General features: G+C 72.6%; 25 protein-coding genes. 13 read left to right on the plus strand and 12 right to left on the minus strand.

The genetic code is table 11. From position 1 onward, the window contains the following. Positions 1-24: 24 nt before the first annotated feature. Together ACZ51S_RS22940 and ACZ51S_RS22945 are read left to right on the plus strand one after the other, a co-directional pair. Positions 25-762 carry a Mut7-C RNAse domain-containing protein gene (locus ACZ51S_RS22940; protein WP_388939489.1) on the plus strand — a complete coding sequence of 246 codons (738 nt, stop codon included), beginning with the start codon at positions 25-27 and terminating at the stop codon, positions 760-762. A 40-nt stretch (positions 763-802) separates the two neighbouring features. Further along, entirely contained in the window at positions 803-2368 is a 1566-nt protein-coding gene (locus ACZ51S_RS22945; protein WP_468803848.1) for an FAD-dependent monooxygenase, read from the plus strand. Positions 2369-2411: 43 nt separating this feature from the next. Here the strand turns inward: ACZ51S_RS22945 and ACZ51S_RS22950 are convergent, their stop codons facing one another. After that, the gene (locus ACZ51S_RS22950; RefSeq protein WP_468803849.1) at positions 2412-2885 is read right to left on the minus strand and encodes a hypothetical protein; all 474 of its coding nucleotides are present in this window, start codon (positions 2883-2885) and stop codon (positions 2412-2414) included. 152 nt (positions 2886-3037) lie between these two features. Here ACZ51S_RS22950 and ACZ51S_RS22955 point away from each other — a divergent pair, with 152 nt between their 5' ends. From ACZ51S_RS22955 to ACZ51S_RS22965, 3 genes are all read left to right on the plus strand, one after another. After that, positions 3038-3370, plus strand: coding sequence for a YnfA family protein (locus ACZ51S_RS22955; RefSeq protein WP_467894678.1), 333 nt, complete (start codon positions 3038-3040; stop codon positions 3368-3370). Between the two features lie 139 nt (positions 3371-3509). Continuing rightward, complete coding sequence (locus tag ACZ51S_RS22960; RefSeq protein WP_468961837.1) at positions 3510-4277, plus strand: SDR family NAD(P)-dependent oxidoreductase; 768 nt, start codon at positions 3510-3512, stop codon at positions 4275-4277. 259 nt (positions 4278-4536) lie between these two features. Continuing rightward, positions 4537-5325: a hypothetical protein gene (locus ACZ51S_RS22965; protein ID WP_468478500.1), complete on the plus strand. Its 789-nt coding sequence runs from the start codon at positions 4537-4539 to the stop codon at positions 5323-5325. 139 nt (positions 5326-5464) lie between these two features. On the opposite strand, the gene ACZ51S_RS22970 is transcribed toward ACZ51S_RS22965, so the two are convergent. Continuing rightward, the gene (locus ACZ51S_RS22970; protein ID WP_468478499.1) at positions 5465-6658 is read right to left on the minus strand and encodes an RtcB family protein; all 1194 of its coding nucleotides are present in this window, start codon (positions 6656-6658) and stop codon (positions 5465-5467) included. Positions 6659-6844: 186 nt separating this feature from the next. Between ACZ51S_RS22970 and ACZ51S_RS22975 the strand changes: the two genes are divergently transcribed. From ACZ51S_RS22975 to ACZ51S_RS22985, 3 genes are all read left to right on the plus strand, one after another. Further along, complete coding sequence (locus ACZ51S_RS22975) at positions 6845-7741, plus strand: DUF3558 domain-containing protein (RefSeq protein ID WP_468478523.1); 897 nt, start codon at positions 6845-6847, stop codon at positions 7739-7741. 135 nt (positions 7742-7876) lie between these two features. After that, positions 7877-8683, plus strand: coding sequence for a DUF3558 family protein (locus ACZ51S_RS22980; RefSeq protein ID WP_468478498.1), 807 nt, complete (start codon positions 7877-7879; stop codon positions 8681-8683). A 92-nt stretch (positions 8684-8775) separates the two neighbouring features. After that, positions 8776-10161 (plus strand): DUF2637 domain-containing protein, encoded by a 1386-nt coding sequence (locus ACZ51S_RS22985; RefSeq protein WP_468961839.1) that lies wholly within the window; start codon positions 8776-8778, stop codon positions 10159-10161. A 91-nt stretch (positions 10162-10252) separates the two neighbouring features. On the opposite strand, the gene lysS is transcribed toward ACZ51S_RS22985, so the two are convergent. Further along, positions 10253-11989: a lysine--tRNA ligase gene (gene lysS, locus ACZ51S_RS22990; protein ID WP_388939504.1), complete on the minus strand. Its 1737-nt coding sequence runs from the start codon at positions 11987-11989 to the stop codon at positions 10253-10255. Positions 11990-12180: 191 nt separating this feature from the next. On the opposite strand from lysS, the gene argS reads away from it, so the two are divergent. Further along, a complete protein-coding gene (argS, locus tag ACZ51S_RS22995) occupies positions 12181-13941 on the plus strand; it encodes an arginine--tRNA ligase (RefSeq protein ID WP_468478495.1) in 1761 nt (586 codons plus the stop codon). A 113-nt stretch (positions 13942-14054) separates the two neighbouring features. Continuing rightward, positions 14055-14402: a DUF6247 family protein gene (locus ACZ51S_RS23000; protein ID WP_468478494.1), complete on the plus strand. Its 348-nt coding sequence runs from the start codon at positions 14055-14057 to the stop codon at positions 14400-14402. Positions 14403-14565: 163 nt separating this feature from the next. On the opposite strand, the gene ACZ51S_RS23005 is transcribed toward ACZ51S_RS23000, so the two are convergent. Both ACZ51S_RS23005 and ACZ51S_RS23010 read right to left on the minus strand, forming a co-directional pair. Further along, complete coding sequence (locus tag ACZ51S_RS23005) at positions 14566-14964, minus strand: type II toxin-antitoxin system VapC family toxin (RefSeq protein ID WP_468478493.1); 399 nt, start codon at positions 14962-14964, stop codon at positions 14566-14568. Further along, positions 14961-15191 carry a FitA-like ribbon-helix-helix domain-containing protein gene (locus ACZ51S_RS23010; RefSeq protein ID WP_468478492.1) on the minus strand — a complete coding sequence of 77 codons (231 nt, stop codon included), beginning with the start codon at positions 15189-15191 and terminating at the stop codon, positions 14961-14963. Before ACZ51S_RS23010 ends, ACZ51S_RS23005 begins: the two co-directional genes overlap by 4 nt. A 152-nt stretch (positions 15192-15343) precedes the next feature. On the opposite strand from ACZ51S_RS23010, the gene ACZ51S_RS23015 reads away from it, so the two are divergent. Then, entirely contained in the window at positions 15344-16141 is a 798-nt protein-coding gene (locus ACZ51S_RS23015) for a VOC family protein (protein ID WP_468478522.1), read from the plus strand. Between the two features lie 84 nt (positions 16142-16225). On the opposite strand, the gene ACZ51S_RS23020 is transcribed toward ACZ51S_RS23015, so the two are convergent. The 5 genes from ACZ51S_RS23020 to ACZ51S_RS23040 all read right to left on the minus strand — a co-directional run bounded on the left by ACZ51S_RS23020 (position 16226) and on the right by ACZ51S_RS23040 (position 19851). Beyond that, the gene (locus ACZ51S_RS23020) at positions 16226-16330 is read right to left on the minus strand and encodes a type II toxin-antitoxin system YoeB family toxin (RefSeq protein WP_468478491.1); all 105 of its coding nucleotides are present in this window, start codon (positions 16328-16330) and stop codon (positions 16226-16228) included. Positions 16331-16361: 31 nt separating this feature from the next. Next, on the minus strand, positions 16362-16598 hold the full coding sequence (locus ACZ51S_RS23025; RefSeq protein ID WP_468889048.1) for a type II toxin-antitoxin system Phd/YefM family antitoxin: 237 nt from the start codon (positions 16596-16598) through the stop codon (positions 16362-16364). 64 nt (positions 16599-16662) lie between these two features. Then, the gene (locus tag ACZ51S_RS23030) at positions 16663-19044 is read right to left on the minus strand and encodes an ATP-binding protein (RefSeq protein WP_468961841.1); all 2382 of its coding nucleotides are present in this window, start codon (positions 19042-19044) and stop codon (positions 16663-16665) included. Further along, positions 19041-19418, minus strand: a complete 378-nt coding sequence (locus ACZ51S_RS23035; RefSeq protein WP_468961843.1) for a hypothetical protein — start codon at positions 19416-19418, stop codon at positions 19041-19043. The genes ACZ51S_RS23030 and ACZ51S_RS23035 overlap by 4 nt, the downstream gene beginning before the upstream one ends. Positions 19419-19455: 37 nt before the next feature. Then, positions 19456-19851, minus strand: a complete 396-nt coding sequence (locus ACZ51S_RS23040) for an ATP-binding protein (protein ID WP_468478487.1) — start codon at positions 19849-19851, stop codon at positions 19456-19458. 115 nt (positions 19852-19966) lie between these two features. Between ACZ51S_RS23040 and ACZ51S_RS23045 the strand changes: the two genes are divergently transcribed. Then, the gene (locus ACZ51S_RS23045) at positions 19967-20791 is read left to right on the plus strand and encodes a helix-turn-helix domain-containing protein (protein WP_468478486.1); all 825 of its coding nucleotides are present in this window, start codon (positions 19967-19969) and stop codon (positions 20789-20791) included. After that, a complete protein-coding gene (locus ACZ51S_RS23050; protein ID WP_468478485.1) occupies positions 20788-21027 on the plus strand; it encodes a DUF397 domain-containing protein in 240 nt (79 codons plus the stop codon). The genes ACZ51S_RS23045 and ACZ51S_RS23050 overlap by 4 nt, the downstream gene beginning before the upstream one ends. A 16-nt stretch (positions 21028-21043) precedes the next feature. Here the strand turns inward: ACZ51S_RS23050 and ACZ51S_RS23055 are convergent, their stop codons facing one another. Together ACZ51S_RS23055 and ACZ51S_RS23060 are read right to left on the minus strand one after the other, a co-directional pair. Further along, complete coding sequence (locus ACZ51S_RS23055) at positions 21044-21316, minus strand: DUF1876 domain-containing protein (protein ID WP_468478521.1); 273 nt, start codon at positions 21314-21316, stop codon at positions 21044-21046. Between the two features lie 48 nt (positions 21317-21364). Beyond that, positions 21365-22141, minus strand: a complete 777-nt coding sequence (locus tag ACZ51S_RS23060; RefSeq protein ID WP_468478484.1) for a TetR/AcrR family transcriptional regulator — start codon at positions 22139-22141, stop codon at positions 21365-21367. Positions 22142-22161 lie beyond the last annotated feature (20 nt).

The raw sequence follows: 22161 nt of genomic DNA on the forward strand, positions 1-22161 counted from the left end.
ATCCCCCAATGGCATGCTGGGACCGTGAACGGTCCCGGTATCCACCTCACCCTCGCCCCCGAACTGCGCCTCTTCGCCCCGCCCAGCCGGCGCGCGGACCGCGTACCGACCGCCACCGACGGCGCCTCCAGCATCGGCCACGTGGTCGAATCCGCCGGTGTCCCGCTCACCGAGGTCGGCCGTCTGCTCGTGGACGGCAAGGAGGTCCCCGTCTCGTACGTGCCCCAAGCCGGCGAGTCGGTCGAGGTGTTCGGCGTGGACCGGCCCCAGCGGATCCCCGGGGCCCCGCTGCGTTTCCTCCTCGACGTCCACCTCGGCACCCTCGCCCGCCGCCTGCGCCTGCTCGGCGTCGACGCCGCCTACGAGAACGAGGACATCGGCGACCCCGCACTCGCCGCCCGCTCCGCCGCCGAGCGGCGCGTCCTGCTCTCCCGCGACCGCGGCCTGCTGCGCCGCCGCGAGATCTTCGCCGGCGCGTACGTCTACAGCGACAACCCCGACGACCAACTCCGCGACATTCTCGGCCGGTTCGCTCCCGAGCTCGCACCCTGGACCCGCTGCACCGCCTGCAACGGCCCCCTCCGCGAGGCGGACAAGGACAGCGTGGGAGACCGGCTGGAGCACGGCACGCAGCGCTCGTACGACGTGTTCGCGCAGTGCGCCGACTGCGAGCGCGTCTACTGGCGCGGCGCCCACCACTCCCGCCTGGAGCGGATCGTCGGCGACGCCCTGGCCGAATTCGGCAACGGCGCTTCCGTGTAGCGCTGCCGGAGGCGGCCCCCGGCTGGCAGACTGCCGTGACATGACTGCCGCTGACCACACCACCGGCACCACCACCGACCTCTTCGACGTGGCCGTCGTCGGCGCCGGGCCCACCGGGCTCCTGCTCGCCGGCGACCTCGCCGCCACCGGACTCTCCGTCACCCTCCTCGAAAAACGGCCCCGCACGGCCGCCAACCTCACCCGCGCCTTCGCCGTGCACGCCCGCACCCTCGAACTGCTCGACGCCCGCGGACTCGCCGACGAACTCGTCTCCACCGGCCGACGGATCGACCTGCTGCGTCCTTTCGGCGGCATGGCCCTCCCCCTCCAACAGCTGCGTTCCCGCTACCCCTTCGTCCTCATCACCCCTCAATATGAGACAGAGAAACTGCTGGAGCGCCGCGCGTTGTCCACAGGGGTGGACATCCAATACGACTGTCAGGTCGTCGGCCTCCGTCAGGACCACGACACCGTCACCCTCGAAGTCCACGACACCACCGGGACGGCCCGGGCCAACGGGACGCCCCAGGCCAACGGAACGGCCGACGCCACCCGCCCCGGCGACACCCCGCGCCTCGTCCACGCGCGCCACGTCGTCGGCGCCGACGGCGTCCGCTCCACCGTCCGCGACCTCCTCGGCCTCCCCTTCCCCGGCCGGGCCGTCGTCCGCTCCATGGTCCTGGCCGACGTCCGCCTCGACGACCCGCCCGCCGACGCCCTCACCGCCAACGGCACGGCCGACGCCTTCGCCTTCCTCGTCCCCTTCGGCGACGGCTACCACCGCGCCATCGCCTGGAGCCCCGCCGCCCGGGCCGCCGACACCGACCCCGTGGACCTCGGCGAACTGCGCGCCCTCACCCGCGCCGCCCTCGGCAGCGACCACGGCATGCGCGACCCGCGCTGGATGTCCCGCTTCCACAGCGACGAACGCCAGGTCCCCGACTACCGCGTCGGCCGCGTCTTCCTCGCCGGCGACGCGGCCCACGTCCACTCCCCCGCCGGCGGCCTCGGCATGAACACCGGGCTCCAGGACGCCGCCAACCTCTCCTGGAAGCTCGCCGCCGTCCTCCACGGCCGGGCCCCCGACCCCGAAGCGCTCCTCGACAGCTACCACCGCGAACGCCACCCCGTCGGCCGCCTCGTGCTGCGGATCAGCGGCACCCTCGTCCGGGCCGTCATCACCGGCAACCCCGCCGTGCGCACCGCCCGCCGCCTCGGCGCCGGCCTCCTCGCCCGCGTCGGCCCCGCCCGGGACCGCGTACTCGGCCTGGTGACCGGCATCGGCATCGCCTACCCGCCCCCGCCCGGCACCCGCCGGCCCGGTCCCGCCGGCCGGCGCGCGCCCGACGTCCCCCTCGCCGACGGGACGCGGCTGTACGAGGCCCTGCGCGCCGGCGGCTTCGTCCTCATCACCCCGCCGGGCGCGGCCACCCCGCCCGGAGCCGGCCTCGCGCACCACCACTGGGCCACGGAGGGGCGTACCGCCCGCGTCCTCGTACGCCCCGACGGCTACGTCGCCTGGAGCGCCCCCCGGGCCGGCGACGCCGAGACCGCCTCTGCCGTCGCCCGCTGGATCCTCCCGGGAAGCCGCGCCCCGAAGACGTGACGCCGCTCGGCGGACCGCGCCCCCGGCCCCACGGGCCGGGGGCTCAGAACGCGTACGTGTCGCCCGTGTCGAGCGCCAGCACCACGTGCTCGTTGTTGGCACGGTCGCGGTCGGTCGCGCCGCCGTCCCACAGGGTGTCGATCCGGATCGCGACCTCCGCCGGCAGCTCCCGCAGGCCCAGCAGCAGCACGATGTGCCGCCCCCGCCCGTGCCGCGGCAGCGCGCCCGTCTCGCACACGACCTCGCGGCGGCCCACCCGCGCGCAGCCCCCGGCCGGCTCCTGGGCGTCGGCGAGGTCCGCCGAGAGCCTCACCCGCACGGTGGCGTTCGGCACCTCGGCCGGCCCCTCGTTCTGCGGCACCATCCACACCTTCAGCTGCCCGTGCGCCAGCCGGACCCGCCCGTGGTAGGCCACGTCGGCCTCCGCGTCCGGGTCCGACCGGGCGTCCGCGGGCCCGGCCCCGCACAGCACCAGCAAGCCCGCCACCACCACACTGCGTACGGCACCACGGCGCACCGCCACCACCTCCTCGCGCGGACGGTAGCCACCCCGCACAACCGCCGATCGGACCATCACACGAATGAGGGCGAGCCGTCCGCCATTCGCCCCCGCCGGGCCCGCCCTGCGCCCGCCGCCCGCGCCCCGGCCCGCTGCGTAGGCTTCCCGGCATGCTGATCGCCCGCTCCGCCGTCCTCTTCGCCCTCGCCGCCCTCCTGGAGATCGGCGGCGCCTGGCTGGTCTGGCAGGGCGTCCGGGAGCACAAGGGGTGGGCCTGGATCGGCGCCGGCGTCATCGCCCTCGGCCTGTACGGGTTCGTCGCCACCCTCCAGCCCCAGGGCGACTTCGCCCGCGTCCTCGCCGCCTACGGCGGGGTCTTCGTCGCCGGATCCCTGCTGTGGGGCGTGGTTGCCGACGGCTACCGGCCCGACCGCTGGGACGTGGCAGGCGCGCTCGTCTGCCTCGCCGGGATGGCCGTGATCATGTACGCGCCGCGCCGCTGACCCACCCGGCCTATGCTGGCGAGCGTTCGCCCGTACGGACGACCGAACCGGCGGGCGACGTCCCCCGCGGCCCCGCGATCCGCGAACCGCGCGACCCCTGCGACCCCGCGACCCCCGCGACCCACGAGGAGCCCCGCCCATGAGCACGCGCCCGGCCACCCGAACCGCCGTAGTCACCGGCGCGAGCAGCGGAATCGGCGCGGCCACCGCCCGGCAGCTCGCCGCGGCCGGCTACCACGTCGTCCTCACCGCCCGCCGCAAGGACCGCATCGAGGCCCTCGCCGCCGAGATCACCGACGCCGGCCACCAGGCCACCGCGCACGCCCTCGACGTCACCGACCGGCCCGCCGTCGACGCCTTCGCCGCCTCCCTGGAGCGCTGCGACGTGCTCGTCAACAACGCCGGCGGCGCCATCGGCGCCGAGCCCGTCGCCACCGGCGACCCGGCCGACTGGCGCACGATGTACGAGGTCAACGTCATCGGCACGCTCAACGTCACCCAGGCGCTGCTGCCCGCCCTCGTGGCCTCCGGCGACGGCACGGTCGTCGTGCTCTCCTCCACCGCCGGCCACGCCACCTACGAGGGCGGCGCGGGTTACGTCGCGGCCAAGAACGGTGCCCGCGTACTCGCCGAGACCCTCCGCCTGGAGATCGTCGGCCGGCCGGTCCGCGTCATCGAGATCGCGCCCGGCATGGTCAAGACGGAGGAGTTCGCGAAGACCCGCTTCCGCGGCGACGCCGCCAAGGCCGAGAAGGTCTACGAGGGCGTCGCGGAGCCCCTCACCGCCGACGACGTCGCCGACACGATCACCTGGGCGGTGACGCGCCCCAGCCACGTCAACATCGACCTGCTGGTGGTCCGCCCCCGCGCCCAGGCCTCGAACACGAAGGTGCACCGGGAGCCGTAACCCCCGGAGAACCGGGCCCGCGCCCTTCTTCCGCGGCACGCACGAGGGCCGCCGGCTCCGGTCCGGCGGCCCTCGAACGCCTCCCGGGGCCGGCCGGGCCCGACGCGGAGGTTCGGCCGATCGGCTCCACACGAGACGCCGATGTGATGATCAGAACGCGCGCCTCCCGTCGTACGGCGCGTGGCGCCCGAAGGATGCCGGTCGAGGCCGCTCACGCCTCAAGGTTCAGACACCCCGGTTCCCACGAGGAGCACCACACATGAGTCCTGAGACAAGGACACCGTCCCGCATGGGCCCGCTGCCCCGGCAGAGCAAGTGGCTCGCCGGCGGCGCGGTGGCCACGATGGCCATCGCGATGCTCGGCCTCTCCACCCCCGCACAGGCGGACACCGAAGCGCCCCGGACGGCGACGGTGGCCGCGGCGCAGGCCGGCGACAAGTGCGCGGACGACGAGGACTACGACGACTCGGACGTCAAGGGCGCCGCGGCCGGCCCCGGCAAGGACAAGTGCGAAGGGAAGCCCGGCCCTCCCGGCCGTGACGGCCGCGACGGCCGCGACGGCCTCCCGGGCCAGCCCGGCGTACCCGGGCCGCCCGGACCGCCCGGACCGTGCGTCGACATCTCGACCTCGTGGGACGAGGAAGAGGTCAAGTACAAGGCCGTACTGGCCCCCAACGGCACCGTCTGGGCCGGGGTGTACGACTTCAGCGCGGAGAACCCGACCGTCCCCGGCACGGGCCCCGCCTACACCTGGTACAACCTCACCGCGGGGTCCCCGACCTTCCCGGCCAACCCCTGTGGCGTGACGATCGCGGAGACCGCCAACCGCGTCATCGTCGAGGTGCTCACCACGGCCGGAACCGTCTACGAAACCGAATGCGCGGTGAACCGCGGCGAGCCGGACACGCTCAGCTGCCCCTCTCCGGTCGTCTGGACCCCGGCGAACCCCCAGCCGGGAGCGCCGCTGCCGCCGCTCAACCGGAAGACCCCGCTGAAGCCGAGCCACGTCGGGCCGGACTTCGACAAGGGCCTCACGAAGACCGGCTAGCACCCCCGCCGGTCCCGCTGCGGACCGAACGCGCGTGCCGTGCCCGGAGCGATCCGGGCACGGCACCGTGCGTTCGCCCTACCGCCGGACCACCGGACCGGCACGCGGCACGCGGCACGGGGGCAGCCGGCGCCCGCCCTCAGCCCTTCACGCAGATGACCTGCTTCAGCTTCGCCACGACCTGCACCAGGTCCGTCTGCTGGTCGATGACCTGCTCGATCGACTTGTAGGCCCCGGGGATCTCGTCCACCACCCCCGAGTCCTTGCGGCACTCCACGCCCCGCGTCTGCTCCGCCAGGTCCCGCGCGGAGAACCGCTTCTTCGCCGCCGTCCGGCTCATCTTCCGCCCGGCACCGTGCGAGGCGGAGTTGAAGGACTTCTCGTTGCCGAGCCCCTTCACGATGTACGACCCCGTGCCCATCGAGCCCGGGATGATGCCGTAGTCGCCGCTGCCGGCGCGGATCGCGCCCTTCCGGGTGACCAGCAGGTCCATGCCGTCGTACCGCTCCTCCGCCACGTAGTTGTGGTGGCAGCTGATCTCCCGGTCGAAGGAGACCTTCGCCTTCCGGAACTCCTTGCGGACGACCTCCTTGAAGAGGCTCATCATCGCCGCGCGGTTGTACTTCGCGTACTCCTGCGCCCAGAAGAGGTCACGGCGGTACGCGTCCATCTCGGGGGTCCCGGCGAGGAACACCGCGAGGTCCCGGTCGACCAGGTTCTGGTTGTGCGCGAGGTCCCGGGCCACGCCGATGTGGTGCGCGGCGAGCTCGTTGCCGATGCCGCGGGAGCCGGAGTGCAGCATCAGCCAGACCGCACCCGACTCGTCGAGACAGAATTCGATGAAGTGATTACCGGAGCCGAGCGTTCCTATTTGTTTCATGGCGCGGTCGTGACGGAATTTGACCGCGTCCGCGAGGTAGTCGAAGCGTTCCCACAGGTCGGAGTACCCCGTCCCCGGGAACCCGTACAGCCGCTCCGGATCCACCGGGTCGCGGTGCATCCCCGCGCCCACCGGAATCGCCTGCTCGATGCGCGAGCGCAGCTTCGACAGGTCGCCCGGGAGGTCGTTCGCCGTCAGCGAGGTCTTGACCGCCGACATGCCGCAGCCGATGTCGACGCCGACCGCCGCCGGGCAGACCGCGTCCTTCATCGCGATCACCGAGCCGACCGTGGCCCCCTTGCCGTAGTGGACGTCCGGCATCACGGCCAGGCCCTTGATCCAGGGCAGCCCCGCCGTGTTCTGGAGCTGCCGCATCGCGCTGTCCTCGACGGAGGCCGGGTCCGTCCACATCCGGATCGGGACGTTCGCCCCGGATACCTCTACGTACGACATAAGACAACGATCCCCTGAAATCCTCAGAAAAGCATGAATACGCGAAAAGCCGCGCTCATCACCCCAAAGCAGACAGGGAACCGGCGCCGGCACGTGCGTGTGCGATAGACATTGTGTCCATCCGTGCCCAAGTCGCGGCAACGGATTTTCCCGAGGGAGCCAGGGGAGCCAGTGGACGTGGACCGAATGCCGGCACACCGGATGCCGGTACGCCGCCGAGTCCTGCCGGGCGTCGCGATGCTGACGGCGCTCGTGGCCGGCGCGGCCGGGCTCACCGGGTGCACCGACGGCAGCGGCATCGGGACCAGCGACCAGAAGGGCGGCGGGAACACCGCCACGCCCGCGCAGCCCGGCAAGTACCGCAGCCTGCCGCAGCCCTGCAAGGCCGCCGATCCCAAGCGGCTCCGGGCCATGCTCCCGGCCGCCGACTCGCTCACCACCGAACAGCGCGACCGGCTCTACGCCGGGACCGCCGACCCCTCCTACGACGGCGACCGGCACGTGGGCTGCCGCTGGAACGCGCAGAGCCCCGAGGGGAACCTGCTGCTGTCGGTCACCTTCGAGCGCGTCGTCTCGTACGACCGCGCCACCACCAGCGACGACGACAAGGCCCGCCAGGTGTACGTGCGCCGGCTGACCGACGCGAAGCTGCCCTTCCCGGGGCCGACGGGCAGCCCCGCCCCGGGCGCCGGTAACGGTACGAGTACGAGTACGGCTCCCGGTGCGCCCCCCGCGAACCCCCCGGGCGGCAGCACCGCACCCTCCCCGGCGGCCTCCGCTCCGGGTTCCGCTTCGCCGCCGTCCCCGTCCGCCCCGCCCTCCCCGAGCGCCCCGCCCGAGCTCGGCTCGCGCGTCCTGGTGGGACTCGGCAGCGAGGCGTTCCTCGACGACAAGCTCAGCGCGGCCGGCGCCACCGCCGCACAGGCGCGGACGGTACGGATCGTGTTCCGCACCTCGAACGTCCTCGTCACCGTCGAGTACAGCGTCCAGCCGTCCGGACCGGGATCGGTACCCCCGAGTACGGAAACGCAGGACCGGACGCGCCAGTTGGCGCAGGCCCTGGCCGAGCGTTTCAGCGAGTGACGGCGCCGCCCCCAGGGGGCGCGCACGCCCCCGCGTGACGGCGCGCACAGCAGGCGGGCGCCCGCTCGGGCTACCGTTGCTCGGGTCCCGCGCCCGAAACGCGCCCCGCAGAAGACCCCAACGTCTGAAGGAACCATGCACCGATCAGCCTCGCGCCTCACCCGCGTTCTCGCCTGCGCAGCCGTCCCGGTCATCCTCACCGTCGCCGGCTGCTCGTCCGACTCGGGCAAGTCCTCGGGTGGCAAGGACTCCGGCAAGAAGTCCGATTCCTCCGCGTCCGCCAAGCCGAGCGCCAAGCCCTCGGCCACGCTGGAGAAGGTGGCCTACGCGAAGCTGCCGGACCCCTGCAAGGCGCTGACCGGCAAGAGCATCGACTCGCTCGTCCCCGAGGCGAAGGACAAGAACGGTACGGCGGCCAAGTCGAACGACCTGTCCAACCGCGCCAGCTGCTCCTGGAACGGCCTCAAGACGGACGGCGCGAAGGGCTCGCAGTACCGCTGGCTCTCCGTCTCCCTGGTCCGCTACGACTCGCACGCCTCGCTCGGCGGCGGCAACAAGCGCGCGGAGGACCAGTACAACAAGCAGATCGAGCTGGCGAAGACCACCGAGGGCGCGCACGACGTCAAGGCCGAGCAGGCCGGCGGGATCGGCGACCAGGCCACCTCCGTGGTCTACGGCGTCAAGAAGGACGTCGACTTCGCCAACAACTCGGTCATCGTCCGTACCCAGAACGTCGTGATCACCCTCGACTACAACGGTGCCGCCTACGAAGGCGCCGGCGCCCCCGACCAGGGCAAGCTGCTCCAGGACGCGATCGCCGCGGCAAAGGAGACGGTGGCCTCGATCGAGTCCGCCAACAAGGACGGAGGCGCCGCCCCGTCGGACGCGCCGGCCGGTTCCGCTTCGCCTTCCGCTTCGGCGTCTGCCGCGTCCGGGCAGTAACCCCGCCGACAGGAGGGGCCCTACGGCACGGGTGACGCGCAGTCACCCGTACGCTGTGCCTGCCGTAGCTCGACAAGGGGAGGGGATCACGGGTGGCCGCGATGCAGCTGACTCGTACGCACCGGATACTCATCGGTGTCGTGGTCGCCGGAGCCGTGGTCATCGCGGGGATCGGTTTCGCGGGCTCGTACTCCGCGGTGCGCGCGCTGGCCCTGAAGAAAGGCTTCGGCAGTTTCTCGCTGGTGTTCCCGATCGGCATCGACGCGGGCATCTGCGTGCTGCTGGCGCTGGACCTGCTGCTGACGTGGATCCGCATCCCGTTCCCCCTGCTGCGCCAGACGGCGTGGCTGCTGACGGCGGCGACGATCGCGTTCAACGGCGCGGCGGCCTGGCCGGACCCGCTGGGCGTCGGCATGCACGCCGTGATCCCGGTGCTGTTCGTCGTCACCGTGGAGGCGGCCCGGCACGCCGTGGGCCGGATCGCGGACATCACCGCGGACCGGCACATGGAGGGGGTGCGGATCACCCGCTGGCTCCTCTCCCCCGTGCCCACCTTCAAGCTGTGGCGGCGGATGAAGCTGTGGGAGCTGCGCTCCTACGAACAGGCCGTCTCCATGGAGCAGGACCGGCTGATCTACCAGGCGCGGCTCCAGGCCCGGTACGGGCGGGCGTGGCGGCGCAAGGCGCCCGTGGAGGCGCTGATGCCGCTGCGGCTGGCCAGGATCGGCGTGCCGCTGTCGCAGACGGCCCCCGAGGGGCTGGCGGCGGCGGGCATCGAACCGGTACTGCTGCCCCCGGCGGCCCCCGCACCAGCCACGGCCACCGCCGCACCGGCCGCCGTCCAGGCCGGCGCGGCGGCCGCTCCGGCCCTGCCGGCCGCGTCGGCGGAGCCGCTCGTACCGGTCGGGGCGGGCGCCGCCGGTGACGCCGGGACCGCCGAGATCGCCGGTGGCGCCGGGATCACCGCTGCCGTCGGTGACCAGCCCGCCGTGCCGCAGCCGCAGGACCCGCGGCCGCGGCCCCCGCAGCCCCGGCAGCCCCAGCCCCCCGTGCCCGCCCCGGCGCCCGCCCCCTTCGCGGTGGAGCCGACGGCCATGCCCGCCGCGCACGACAGCGCCTGGTTCGCGGCGCCGCTCGCGCCGCAGGCGTCGTACGAGGGCGGCTACAACCCCCAGTACGTCGAGGGCCTGGAGCCGACCCCGGTCATGGCTCCGGCCGGCCCCGAGGAGCAGCCCCGGCCCGCGGACACGGCCGCCGACGCCGACGCCGACGAGGAGAAGTTCCGGGAGGCCGCCTACGAGGTCTTCCGGGCGTACATCGACGAGTACGCCCAGGTCCCGAGCCCCGCGCAGCTGGAGGAACACCTCTCCGAGCGCCTCGGGATCTCCGACCCGCCCAGCGCGGCCACGCTCAAGCGGCTGATCCCCGCCCTCAAGGAGCGCTACCAGCGGGACCTCATGGACGAGCACATCTCCTGAAGCGGAGCGACCGGCCACGACGAAGGGCCCGTACCCCCGGCGAACCAGGGGTACGGGCCCTTCCCGTACGGGCGTGGTGCCGCCCCGCGCGTCAGACCGCGAGCAGCTTGCGCACCCGCTCCGCCCCGACCGCCAGCAGCAGCGTGGGCAGGCGCGGACCGGTCTCCCGGGTCACGAGCAGCCGGTACAGCAGGGCGAAGAACTCGCGCTGCGCGACCTTCAGCTCCGGCGTCGGCTTGGCGTCCGGCTCCAGCCCGGCCATGACCTTCGGCACGCCGTAGACGAGGGTGGTGAGCCCGTCCAGCGACCAGTGCGAGTCGAGGCCGTCCAGCAGCAGCCGCAGGGACTCGCGCCCGGCCTCGTCCAGGGAGGACAGCAGCTCGGTGTCGGCGTCCTCGCGGACCAGGGTGCGCTGGTCGGCCGGGACCTGGGTGGTGATCCAGTTCTCGGCGCGGTCCAGGCGCGGCCGTACCTCGTCGAGGGAGGTCAGCGGCTGCGACGGGTCCAGGTCGGAGAGGATCCGCAGCGTCTGCTCGTCGTGCCCGGCGGTGATGTCGACGACCGACGCGAGGGTGCGGTACGGCATCGGACGCGGGGTGCGGGGCAGCTCGTGCGAGGCGACGCGCACGGCACGGGAGTGGGCGGCGGCGTCGGCCGGCAGCACGCTGCCGTCGGCGACCTTGGCCTCCAGCTTGTCCCACTCGTCGTACAGGCGCTGGATCTCCTGGTCGAAGGCGATCTTGAAGGACTGGTTCGGGCGGCGGCGCGCGTACAGCCAGCGCAGCAGCTGCGGTTCCATGATCTTCAGCGCGTCGGCCGGGGTGGGGACCCCGCCCTTGCTGGACGACATCTTCGCCATGCCGGAGATGCCGACGAAGGCGTACATCGGGCCGATGGGCTGCTCGCCGCCGAACAGGCCGACGATCTGCCCGCCGACCTGGAAGGAGGAGCCGGGCGAGGAGTGGTCGACGCCGGAGGGCTCGAAGACGACGCCCTCGTACGCCCAGCGCATCGGCCAGTCGACCTTCCAGACCAGCTTGCCGCGGTTGAACTCCGACAGCTTGACGGTCTCGGTGAACTCGTCCTCCGTGCAGACGTACGTCAGCTCGGTGGTCTCGTCGTCGTACGCCGTGACCTTGGTGAAGTCCTTGTTGCACGCGCCGCAGTAAGGCTTGTACGGGAAGTACTCCGCGCCCTCGGCGCTGCCGTCGTCCTCGGCGGCCGCGCCGGAGCCCTCGGCGGCCTCCAGCTCGGCCTCGTCGACCTGCTTCTGCTGGGGCTTCTTGCCCGGCTTCTGCTTGGTGCGGTACTGGGCGAGGACGGCGTCGATGTCGCCGCGGTGCTTCATCGCGAACAGCACCTGCTCGCGGTAGGCGCCGGAGGTGTACTGCTCGGTCTGGCTGATCGGGTCGTACTCGACGCCCAGCTCGGCCAGGGAGGCGACCATCGCGGCCTTGAAGTGCTCGGCCCAGTTCGGGTACGGGGAACCCTCGGGCGCGGGCACGGCGGTCAGCGGGCGGCCGATGTGCTGGGCGTGGGACTCCTCGCTGACACCGGGGATGCCCTTGGGGACCTTGCGGTAGCGGTCGTAGTCGTCCCAGGAGATGAGGTGACGGACCTCGTGGCCCCGGCGGCGGATCTCGTCCGCGACCAGGTGCGGGGTCATGACCTCGCGCAGGTTGCCCAGGTGGATCGGCCCGGACGGGGAGAGTCCGGACGCGACGACGATCGCTTTGCCCGGGGCTCGGCGCTCCGCCTCGGCGATGACCTCGTCCGCGAAACGGGAGACCCAGTCGGTCTCTGTGCTGCTCTGAGCGCTCTGAGCCACGACACGTCCTTCTATCTCGAATGCTGGCTTCGGCCATTCTCCCAGACGGAACACCCCGCTCCGGGGTTGCTTCCACGCCTCGGTACGCACGGCGATAACCCGAGGAGCGGGCACCCGCCACGTGGGATACTCGGGGCTTGTCGGAACACCCAAGCGCACGCGCACGCGCAACCTCACAGGAACGGCAGCTCATGGCCTCGGTCCCTTCCCTCGCTTCCTCCGTCGAACAGCGCGTCTCGGACGCCCTCGCCTCCGCCCTGCCGGAGGCCGGTGCCGCCGACCCGCTGCTGCGACGAAGCGACCGGGCCGACTTCCAGGCCAACGGCATCCTGGCGCTCGCGAAGAAGGCCAAGGCCAACCCGCGTGACCTCGCCGCCACCGTCCTCGAAGGCCTGGACAAGGGCGGCGTGATCAAGGACGTCGAGGTCTCCGGCCCCGGCTTCCTCAACATCACGGTCTCCGACGAGGCGATCATCCGGACGCTGGCCGCCCGCGCGGCCGACGACCGGCTCGGCGTGCCGCTCAACGCGTCCGCCGGCACCACGGTGATCGACTACGCGCAGCCGAACGTGGCCAAGGAGATGCACGTCGGCCACCTGCGGTCCGCCGTGATCGGCGCCGCGATGGTCGAGATCCTGGAGTTCACCGGCGAGAAGGTGATCCGCCGCCACCACATCGGCGACTGGGGCACCCAGTTCGGCATGCTGATCCAGTACCTGCTGGAGCACCCGCACGAGCTGGACCACAAGTCGGACGAGGAGGTCTCCGGCGAGGAGGCCATGTCCAACCTCAACCGCCTGTACAAGGCCTCGCGCGCCCTCTTCGACTCCGACGAGGAGTTCAAGACGCGCGCCCGGGCCCGGGTGGTCGACCTCCAGGCGGGCGACCCCGAGACCCTGGCGCTGTGGCAGCGGTTCGTGGACGAGTCGAAGATCTACTTCTACTCCGTCTTCGACAAGCTGGACATGGACATCCAGGACGCCGACGTCGTCGGCGAGTCCGGCTACAACGACATGCTGGTCGAGACCTGCAAGCTGCTGGAGGAGTCGGGCGTCGCCGTCCGCTCGAACGGCGCGCTGTGCGTGTTCTTCGACGACGTCAAGGGCCCCGACGGCAACCCGACCCCACTGATCGTCCAGAAGTCCGACGGCGGCTTCGGCTACGCCGCGACCGACCTCTCCGCGATCCGCGACCGCGTCGCCGACCTGTCCGCGACGACCCTGATCTACGTGGTGGACGCGCGGCAGTCGCTGCACTTCAAGATGGTCTTCGAGACGGCCCGCCGGGCTGGCTGGCTGGGCGACGACGTCAAGGCCGTGCAGCTGGCCTTCGGCACGGTCCTCGGCAAGGACGGCAAGCCGTTCAAGACCCGCGAGGGCGAGACGGTGCGTCTGGTGGACCTGCTGGACGAGGCCGTCGAGCGGGCGGCGGCCGTCGTGCGGGAGAAGGCCCAGGACCTCACGGAGGAGGAGATCGCCGAGCGCGGCGCCCAGGTGGGCATCGGCGCGGTGAAGTACGCGGACCTCTCCACCTCCGCGGCGCGCGACTACAAGTTCGACCTGGACCAGATGGTCTCGCTGACCGGTGACACGTCCGTGTACCTCCAGTACGCGTACGCGCGCATCCAGTCGATCCTGCGCAAGGCCGGCGAGGCCCGCCCGGCCGCCCACCCCGAGCTGGAGCTGACGGCCTCGGAGCGCGCGCTGGGCCTGCACCTGGACGGCTTCGGCACGCTGATCGCGGAGGCCGCGGCCGAGTACGCCCCGCACAAGCTGGCCGCGTACCTGTACCAGCTGGCCTCGCTGTACACGACGTTCTACGCGGAGTGCCCGGTGCTCAAGGCGGACACCCCGGAGCAGGTCGAGAACCGCCTGTTCCTGTGCGACCTGACCGCCCGGACCCTGTCGAAGGGCATGTCCCTCCTCGGCATCCGCACCCCCGAGAAGCTCTGACGTCCCACGCGACGACCCCCGGCGCGGGTGCACCGGGGGTCGTCGCGTTTCCCGGCCCGGGCCCGATCCGCAGGGCTAGGGCGGAAGGCGTCCGATCCGAGGAGGAACCGGAAATGGCGACCGCGACGCCCTCTCCCGGCCGGTCCGTGCCCCCGATGCCGGAGTACACGCCGAAGGCCCTGCGCGCCGCCATAGCCGCTCACGCCCCGGCGCTCCTGCCGGACTTCGACGCCGCTTGGCGGCAGCAGATCGCCGACGCGTACGACATCGGGCCCGTCCCCGCGTTCATGGCCCGCTGGTGGGGCGAGTACGCCCTCGCCCGCGACCCGGGACTCGACCGGCACGTGGCGGACCTCGAAGCGCGCGCCGCGGCCGCCACCGACGTCGAGACCGCCCGCAAGCTGCTCGACGAGGCCTCCCGCATCCGGCACGGGCAGCGCGAGCTGGAGCCCGGCGCGTGAGCGAGGGGTTCACCGGCCCGCCGTGGGCCGTGGACTACACGCAGGACGCCGAAAAGTACCGGCTCAGCCTCACGGACGACGTCCGAGAGGCCCTCCGGGAGACCGTCTTCGAACTGCTGACCGCCCACCACCCCTACCGGGGAGACGGCGTGGAACCCGCCCGCTACGCCGGGCCGAAGACCTCGATCTTGCAGCGGGGGCTGCCCGAGCGGGCGATCCGCGCGTCGCAGGTGACGAGCGGGACTTGGAGCCCCTCCGCGAGGGCGACGTACGTCGCGTCGTACGCGGAGAGGTTCGCGTACAGCTCGCGCACCCGGGGGAGGACCGGCGCGTGTTCCATCCTGCGGACCGGCAGCGCCGCGAAGTCGTCCCAGGCGGCGTCGAGCTGGCCGTCCGTGAGCTTGCCGCCCCTGTGCCGGCCCAGCAGGGCGTGAGCGACCTCCACGTCGAGCAGGTGCGGGGCCGCGAGGCGTTCGCCGAGGACCCGCTCGCGCAGCGCCTCCCCGACCGGTCCCGCGTCGGCGACCAGCATGACGACCGCGCTCGCGTCGATCACGATCATTCGCGCCGCCGCCCCGCGTCCAGGTCCGCGAGCACCTCGTCGGCGCTGAGCCGTGCCGAGACGCGCGCCCGGATCCGGGTGACGACGTCCTCGATCGAGGGGGTGGCGGCCTCTTCCTCCAGCAGGGTGCGGGCGTAGGCCTGGAGGGACTGGCGGTTGCGGGCGGCCCGTATCTTCAGCTCGGCGAGCGCCTCGTCGGACAGATCACGCACGTAGAGAGTGGCCATGCGACAAGAGTAGTCGCACTGCCAGCATTGTGCTGGCAGACGGCTGGGCGGGACGGCGGGTCACCCGTACGGGCCGATTCCGGCCGGGCGGGGGCTGGGTAGGGGAAGGCCCGTCCTTCCCCAGCGCCCCGACGGAGGCATCCGTGCCCGACATGAACGGCCCCTACAAGCCCGGCACCCCCTGCTGGATCGACCTGATGGTCCCCGACCAGCAGGCGGCCCTCGACTTCTACTGCGACCTCTTCGGCTGGCAGGGCGAGGTCGGCCCGGCCGAGCAGGGCGGGTACTCCGTCTGCACCCTCAAGGGCAAGCCGGTCGCGGGGATCATGAAGGCGATGAACCCGGACGGCACGGTGCCCGACCCGCTGCCGCCCACGGTGTGGACCACGTACCTGTCCACGGACTCCGTCGACTCCACCCTCAAGTCCGTCACCGACGCCGGCGGCACGGTCATGATGGGGCCGGTGGACGTCATGGACCTCGGGCGGATGGCCGTGGTGGCCGACCCCGCCGGCGCCGTCTTCGGCCTGTGGGAACCGGGCACCTTCGACGGCGCCGGCATCGTCAACGAGCACGGCGCGCTGATCTGGAACGAGCTCACCACCAGCGACCTCAAGGGCGCCGCCGCCTTCTACTCCGCCATCCTGCCGGTCACCACGGCCGTGTCCGGGGAGCCCGGCTCCGACGGGTACGTCGAGTTCAAGGTCGGCGGCCGGGCGGTGGGCGGGATGATGGACATGAGCAAGCTGCCGCCGGGCGTGCCGCCGCACTGGCAGCCGTACTTCCACGTGGACGACGTGGACGACGTCCAGGCCGCCGCCGTCCGCGCCGGCGCCACCGTCCTCGCCCCGGCCTTCGACATGGTGGCGGGCCGTATGGCCGTCCTCGCCGACCCCCAGGGCGGCGCGTTCTCCATCATCACGGCGACGGCCCCGGAGGATCCGGCCTGACCCCCGTCCCCAGCCTGTGGGCAACGCGCCGCCCTCCTCACGCGGGGGCGGCGCGCGTGCCTCAGCGGCCCTGCGCGAGCGGCGTCAGTAGTGGTAGCGGGCCTGCGCGACCTCGACGGCCGCGTCCCTCACGCGGTACACCAGCCGGTGCTCGTCGGTGATCCGCCGGGACCACCACCCGACCTTCACGCGGCGGACCCTTCGTCCTCGTCCCCGCCGATCAGCTCCCTGGCCTGTCCCTGGCCGGCGTCTCCGCGATGGACTCCATCAGGACCTGCGCGTTGCGCGGCGAGCGCAGGAGGTAGACCGTCTCCTGCCAGGACCGGAAGTCCTCGGCGGACATGATCACGACGTCACCGTGCTCCCGGGAGGTGACCTCTATGGGCACGTGGTCCTCGTTGACCTGCCGGATCAGCGGGTAGAAACGCTTCCGGGCCTCATTCGCCGAGATCGACACGGGCCTACCTCCCAGTACAGTCGTACGGAATTACCGTACCGGTGGGGGCTCCGGCTGCCACGGATCACCGGCGCCGCCACCAGCGGCGGCGGCCGGCTTCCCCTTCCCGCAGCTCGGCGGCCGCCGCCCGCATCGCGTCCTCCTGCGCGGTGTCGCCGACCACCGCGAAGAGTCCGGCCGCCCGCTCGAACACCCCGGCGGCCTCCGCGTGGCGGTCCAGGTCGTACAGCGTCATGGCCAGTCCGTGGGCGGAAGCGGCCTCGCCGCGCCGGTCCCCCGCCTCCGCGAAGACGGCACAGGCCCGCTCCAGCATCTCCAGCGCCCGTGCTGGCCGTCCCGCACGGCGGTGGAGCAGGCCCAGGCTGCCCAGGATGATCCCCTGGGCGTACGGGTCCCCCTCGTCCGTGGCGATGCCGAGGGCCTCCTCGTACCGCTGCCCGGCGTCCTCATCCCTCCCCAGGTCCACCAGTGATCCGGCGAGGGCGGACAGCATCCGCAGGGTCTGCTTGCGGTTTCCGAACTCCCGGTGGGTGTCGACCGCCCGCTCCCGTACAGCCGCGGACTCCTCCAGCCGTCCGGCCCGCCAGAGCACGTCCGCGAGGGAGTTCAGCCCGGACACCTCCCGGTGGGGGTCGCTGAGCGCCTTCATGAGGGAGATGGCCTGCTGCATGGTGGCGATGGCGTCGTCCAGGCGTCCCGTCTGCTCGTAGATCCGGGCGAGGCCCGACAGTACGGTGCCCTCCGCGTGCCGGACCCCCTCCTCCCGGAGGATCTCCAGGGCCTCCCCCATCAGCCGTTCCCCCTCCGGCCACCGCTCCGTCGCCGCGTACATGCCGCCCAGGAGGTGCAGAGCCTTGCCTTCCATCATCCGCAGGGAGTGCTCCCGGAACACCGCCAGTGCCTGCCTGAGCGGCCCCTCCGCCTCCGTCGGCTCGTCCACCACGAGAAGCGCGAGGCCGAGGTCGTACAGCCGCCCGCCGAGGTCCTCGGCGCTTCCCCTGCCCTCCGTGGCCGCGAGGAGCAGACGCGCCACCGTCAGCGCGTCCTGTCCGTAGTGGTAGATCTGGAGGTACGACATCACGCGCGAGCCCAGTTCAAGGGCCGCCTCCGGCCGCCCGGACTCGATGGCGAAACCCACGGCGGCGACCAGCAGGGCACGTTCGGCGCCGAGCCAGTCCAGGACCTCCTCCATCGACGGCAGATGCGGCCCCGCCGCCGGCTGCGTGTCCAGACCGAGGACGTGCCGTGCCACTTCGGCCTGAATGACCAAGAACCCCAGCAGGGCGCCGACCGCCTCCTGCCGCCCGTCCTCCGCCGCCCGCTCCTCCCCCCGCTCCCGCGCGTACAGCCGTACCAGGTCGTGCATCCGCCAGCGCCCCGAGCCGACCGGCTCCTCCGCCAGCAGGGAGGCCCGTACGAGCGCGGCCAGCGTCGGGCGCAGGCCGGCGGGCGGCACACCGGTCAGCAGCGATGCGTACACCGTGGCGCAGTCCGGGCCCGGGTTCACCGTCAGCAGCCGGAAGACCCGGGCCTGTTCCGCCGGGAGGCGCCCGTACGAGAGGTCGAAGGCCGCCCGGACCCCGTCGTCCAGCTCCGAGTCCAGCTTCGCCAGCCGGGTCCGCGCGTCGGCCAGTTGCCCCGCCAGCTCCGCTACGGAGAGCCCCGGATCGCCCGCCAGCAGCGCCCCCGCCACCGTCAGGGCCAGCGGCAGCCGCCCGCACCGCTCCGCGACCTCGCGCAGCGCGTCCGCCTCCGCCGCCGGGCGGGGGTCCTGCGGCCAGGTGCGCAGCACCGCCCCGGCCAGGAGCTCGGCGGCCGCGTCCGGCGCCAGCTCGTCGAGCGGGACCACGCGGGCGGTGAAGTCCCGGTGGCCGAGCCGGTGCCGGGAGGTCACCAGCAGCCGGTGCGCGGTCCCGGCCGGTACGAGGTCCCGTACCTGGCCCACCTCGCCCGCGTCGTCGGCGACGATCAGCACCCGCTGCCCCGCCCGGGCGAACTCCGCCAGCCTCGCCTGGTACAGCGCCGCCCGGCCGTCCTGGGACTCCGGCATGTCCGTGTCCCGGATCCCGAGCCGGCGCAGCATCTCCCGTACCGCCTCGGGCCCGCTCACCCCGCCGCCGGGGGCGTACCCGCGCAGGCGCAGGAAGAAGACGCGGTCCCCGAACCAGCCGAGTTCCACCGCCCGGTGTGCCGTCGCCACGGCGAGCGCGCTCTTGCCGACGCCCGCCAGGCCCGCCACTACGGCGACCGTGGGGCCGCCCTCGGCGAGGAGGGCCGTCAGCTCCCCGGCCGGCCCGTCCCGCCCGACGAGCACGGCGGGCGCCTCGGGCAGTCCGAGCCCGGCCCCCGGCGCGGGCCCTGCCCCGGGGGCGTAGGTGACGTGGTCACCGGCGACCTGGGTGATCCGGGCGTTCCCCTCGGCCCGCGCCCACTGTCCGCCCGTCACGGGGACGGCTCGCCGGGTGCCTCACCGCCGCCGCGCTGCTGGACCCTGGCGTCCCCGTCGGCGCGGGCCTGCTGGTCGACCCGGCCGGGGGCGGCGGCGGGGCCGCCGTCCTGGGTGATCTGCGAGGTGCCGGAGGCACGGGCGCGCTGCCGTACGGAGTTCCCGCCGCCCTCGGCGCCGCTCCCGGCCCACCAGCCGCCGACCAGCGCGATGACGGCGGCCATGGCACCGCCGAATCCGGCGGCGACGGAGGCCCGGTCGGAGTCCTTCTCGGGGAACCAGCCGAAGGGGTCCCAGAGACCGAGCCTGAAGGCGATCAGGAACCCGGTCCCGGTGGCCGCGACCACCACAACCCACCGCCACGGACGCGCCATTGATCCCCCTCCGGTCCGATCCCCCGCTGAGCCGAAGCTAGCAGCCGCCCGGGCTGAATTCCGCCCACACCATCTTTCCGGGCCGCCTCGGCAGCACCCCCCAGGCGTCCGCGACCCCGGCCACGAGCAGCAGCCCGTGCCCGGGCGGCCCGCCCGCGATCCGGGAGAGCCCGGGCCCGCTGTCGTGCACCTCGACGCGCACGCAGCAGCCGAAGTTCAGCAGCCGCAGCCGGTACGAGCGCCCGCGCGGGACCCCGTACCGCAGGGCGTTGGTGGCCAGCTCGCTGACGCAGAGCACGACGTCGTCCCGCCGGTCGGCAACGTCCCAGGCGGCGAGGGTCTCGCGGGTGAAGGCCCGCGCGCTGGCGACGGTCTGGAAGGCCCGGGGGAACAACCGCTCGCGCATCAGGCCGGGTTGAGTATTTAGGTTCACGGGACGATGGTGGCCAAGCGTGACTAGCGTGTAACAGTGCGCCGCCCCGTACTCCGCGATGAGTACGGGTCGGCCAGGGGTAGTCCACGTCCAAAGGCAGGGAGAGTCGATCACCATGCCACCCAAGAAGCGCCCGCGCGCCAACGCGACGACCATGAAGATGGTGGGTGGCCAGGTAGCCGCCGCCAGGAGCGCCAAGGGCCTGACCCAGAAGGAGCTCGGCGCCCTGGTCAAGGTGGATGAGGAGACCATCGGCTCCATCGAACAGGGCCGCCGCACCCTGATGCCGAACGTCGCCGAGCTGATGGACTTCCACCTGAACCTGCCGGGCCTACTGACCGTCGCAGCGCTGGAACTGCCCGCTGTAGACACGACACCGCCGTGGGCCGAGGAATACCTTGACCTGGAGGCCAGGGCGAACGCCCTGTCCTGGTATGCCAGCCAACTTCTGCCGGGCCTGCTCCAGTCGGAGGGTTACGCCCGCGCCCTCTTCAAGACCCGTTTGCCGGCCCACACCGAGGAGACGATCAATGCCCTGACCGAGCAGCGCTTGGCACGCAAGGAGATCCTTCATCGCAAGACACCGCCGACGATGAGCTTCGTCATCTGGGAGCCGGCCGTTCGCTTCCGCCTCGGCGGCCCGGAAGTGCACAAGGAACAGCTGCGACACCTGATCTCCTGCACGGAACTCCGGAGTGTTTCCATCCAGGTGATGCCACTGGACCAGACCGCCCACGCAGCTCTCGACGGCCCCTTCACCATCCTGGAAACCTCAGACCACCAGTACCTCGGCTACACCGAGAACCAGCGCAGCAGCCAGCTCTTCTACGACAAAGGAGAGGTCAGCATGCTGGCCCACAGGTATGCGATGCTGCGAACGCAAGCCCTCAACATCGAGCAGACCCAGGGGCTGTTGGACCGCATGCTAGGAGAGCTATGAGCACCGAACTGAAGTGGTTCAAGTCCAGTTACAGCGGTAGCGATGGCGACGCCTGCCTCGAAGTAGCCGTCGCCTGGCGCAAATCCAGCTATAGCAGCGACGAGGGCGACGCCTGCGTCGAGGTCGCCACCTCCCCCGCCGCCGTCCACGTCCGGGACTCCAAGGTCACCGACGGGCCCGTCCTGGACCTCGCCCCCGCGAGCTGGGCGGCGCTGACCGGCTGGGTCGGCCGGTAGCACCGCCCGGGCGGGATCAACGCGTGATCGGGTACGACGTGCGTCCCGACGCCCCGTCGATCTCGTCGTGCGCCTTGGTGAGCAACTGTTCCTTCAGATCGTTGAGCGCGCGCGCCGCCGCGAGCTCCTCGCCCACCCTGGGCTGATTGCCGTCACTGGGGTGACGGCTGGCATAGCCGTGCGAGCGCAGCTCGCTCCCGTCCGGGAGCCGGACGAGGGCGGCGGCGCGGGTGCGTTCGTCGTCCTCCTGGAACTGAACATCGACGTGCCATCCGACGGCATCCTTCATGGCGATCACCTCCGTGCCCGCTGCTTTCCAGGGTGCACCCGCGGCCGCCTACACGCTCGGCGGAGCCTCTCGCTCCGCGATCAGGCGGGCCAGGCCGTCCAGGATCCGGTCCAGGCCGAAGCGGAACTGGAAGTCGGGCTCGCCGGAGCCCGTGAAGGCGTCCGATCCCAGCAGCCGCGTCAGCGCCGGGTGGCTGTCCGGGGCGGTCAGCAGGCGCAGGGTGGTCACGTACCGGCCCATGACCTGGTCCGGGGGGACGCCGCCCTTGATGATGGCGTCCATCATGTCGGCGGCCATGGTGGCCTCGTTCCGTACGAGCCCGCCGATCAGGATGATCGCGGAGAGCTTCTCGCCCTCCTCCAGGGCCGTGCCGGCCATGGAGGCGAGGCCGCGTTCCATCCAGGCGAGCTGGTTCGGTGAGGCCGGCGGGGCCGTGAGCGGGATGCGCAGGATCCACGGCTTCGACATGAGCAGGGTGCGCTGGGCGTACGCCCAGTCCGTCAGCAGTTCCCGCCAGCCCCACCCCTCCGCCTCGGGCGGGAGCGGGGGCGGGGTGCCGACGCCCGCCTCCGACATCAGGATGTACAGCTCTTCCTTCGCCGTGACGTAGCGGTAGAGGGACATCGTGGAGACGCCCAGTTCCTTGGCCACGCGGCCCATGGAGACGGCGTCCATGCCCTCGCCGGCGGCCAGGGCCACGGCCGCGTCGACGATCTTCGCCAGGGTGAGGGTGGGGCGCGGGCCCTTGCCGGGGCGTTCGCGCAGGCCCCAGGCCATTTGCAGGCTCACCGGGAGGCCGGTTCCGTCCGCCGGATCCTTCTCCATCGCCGCCCCCTCCCGTCCTG

This window comes from Streptomyces sp. NPDC034043 (assembly GCF_055575675.1).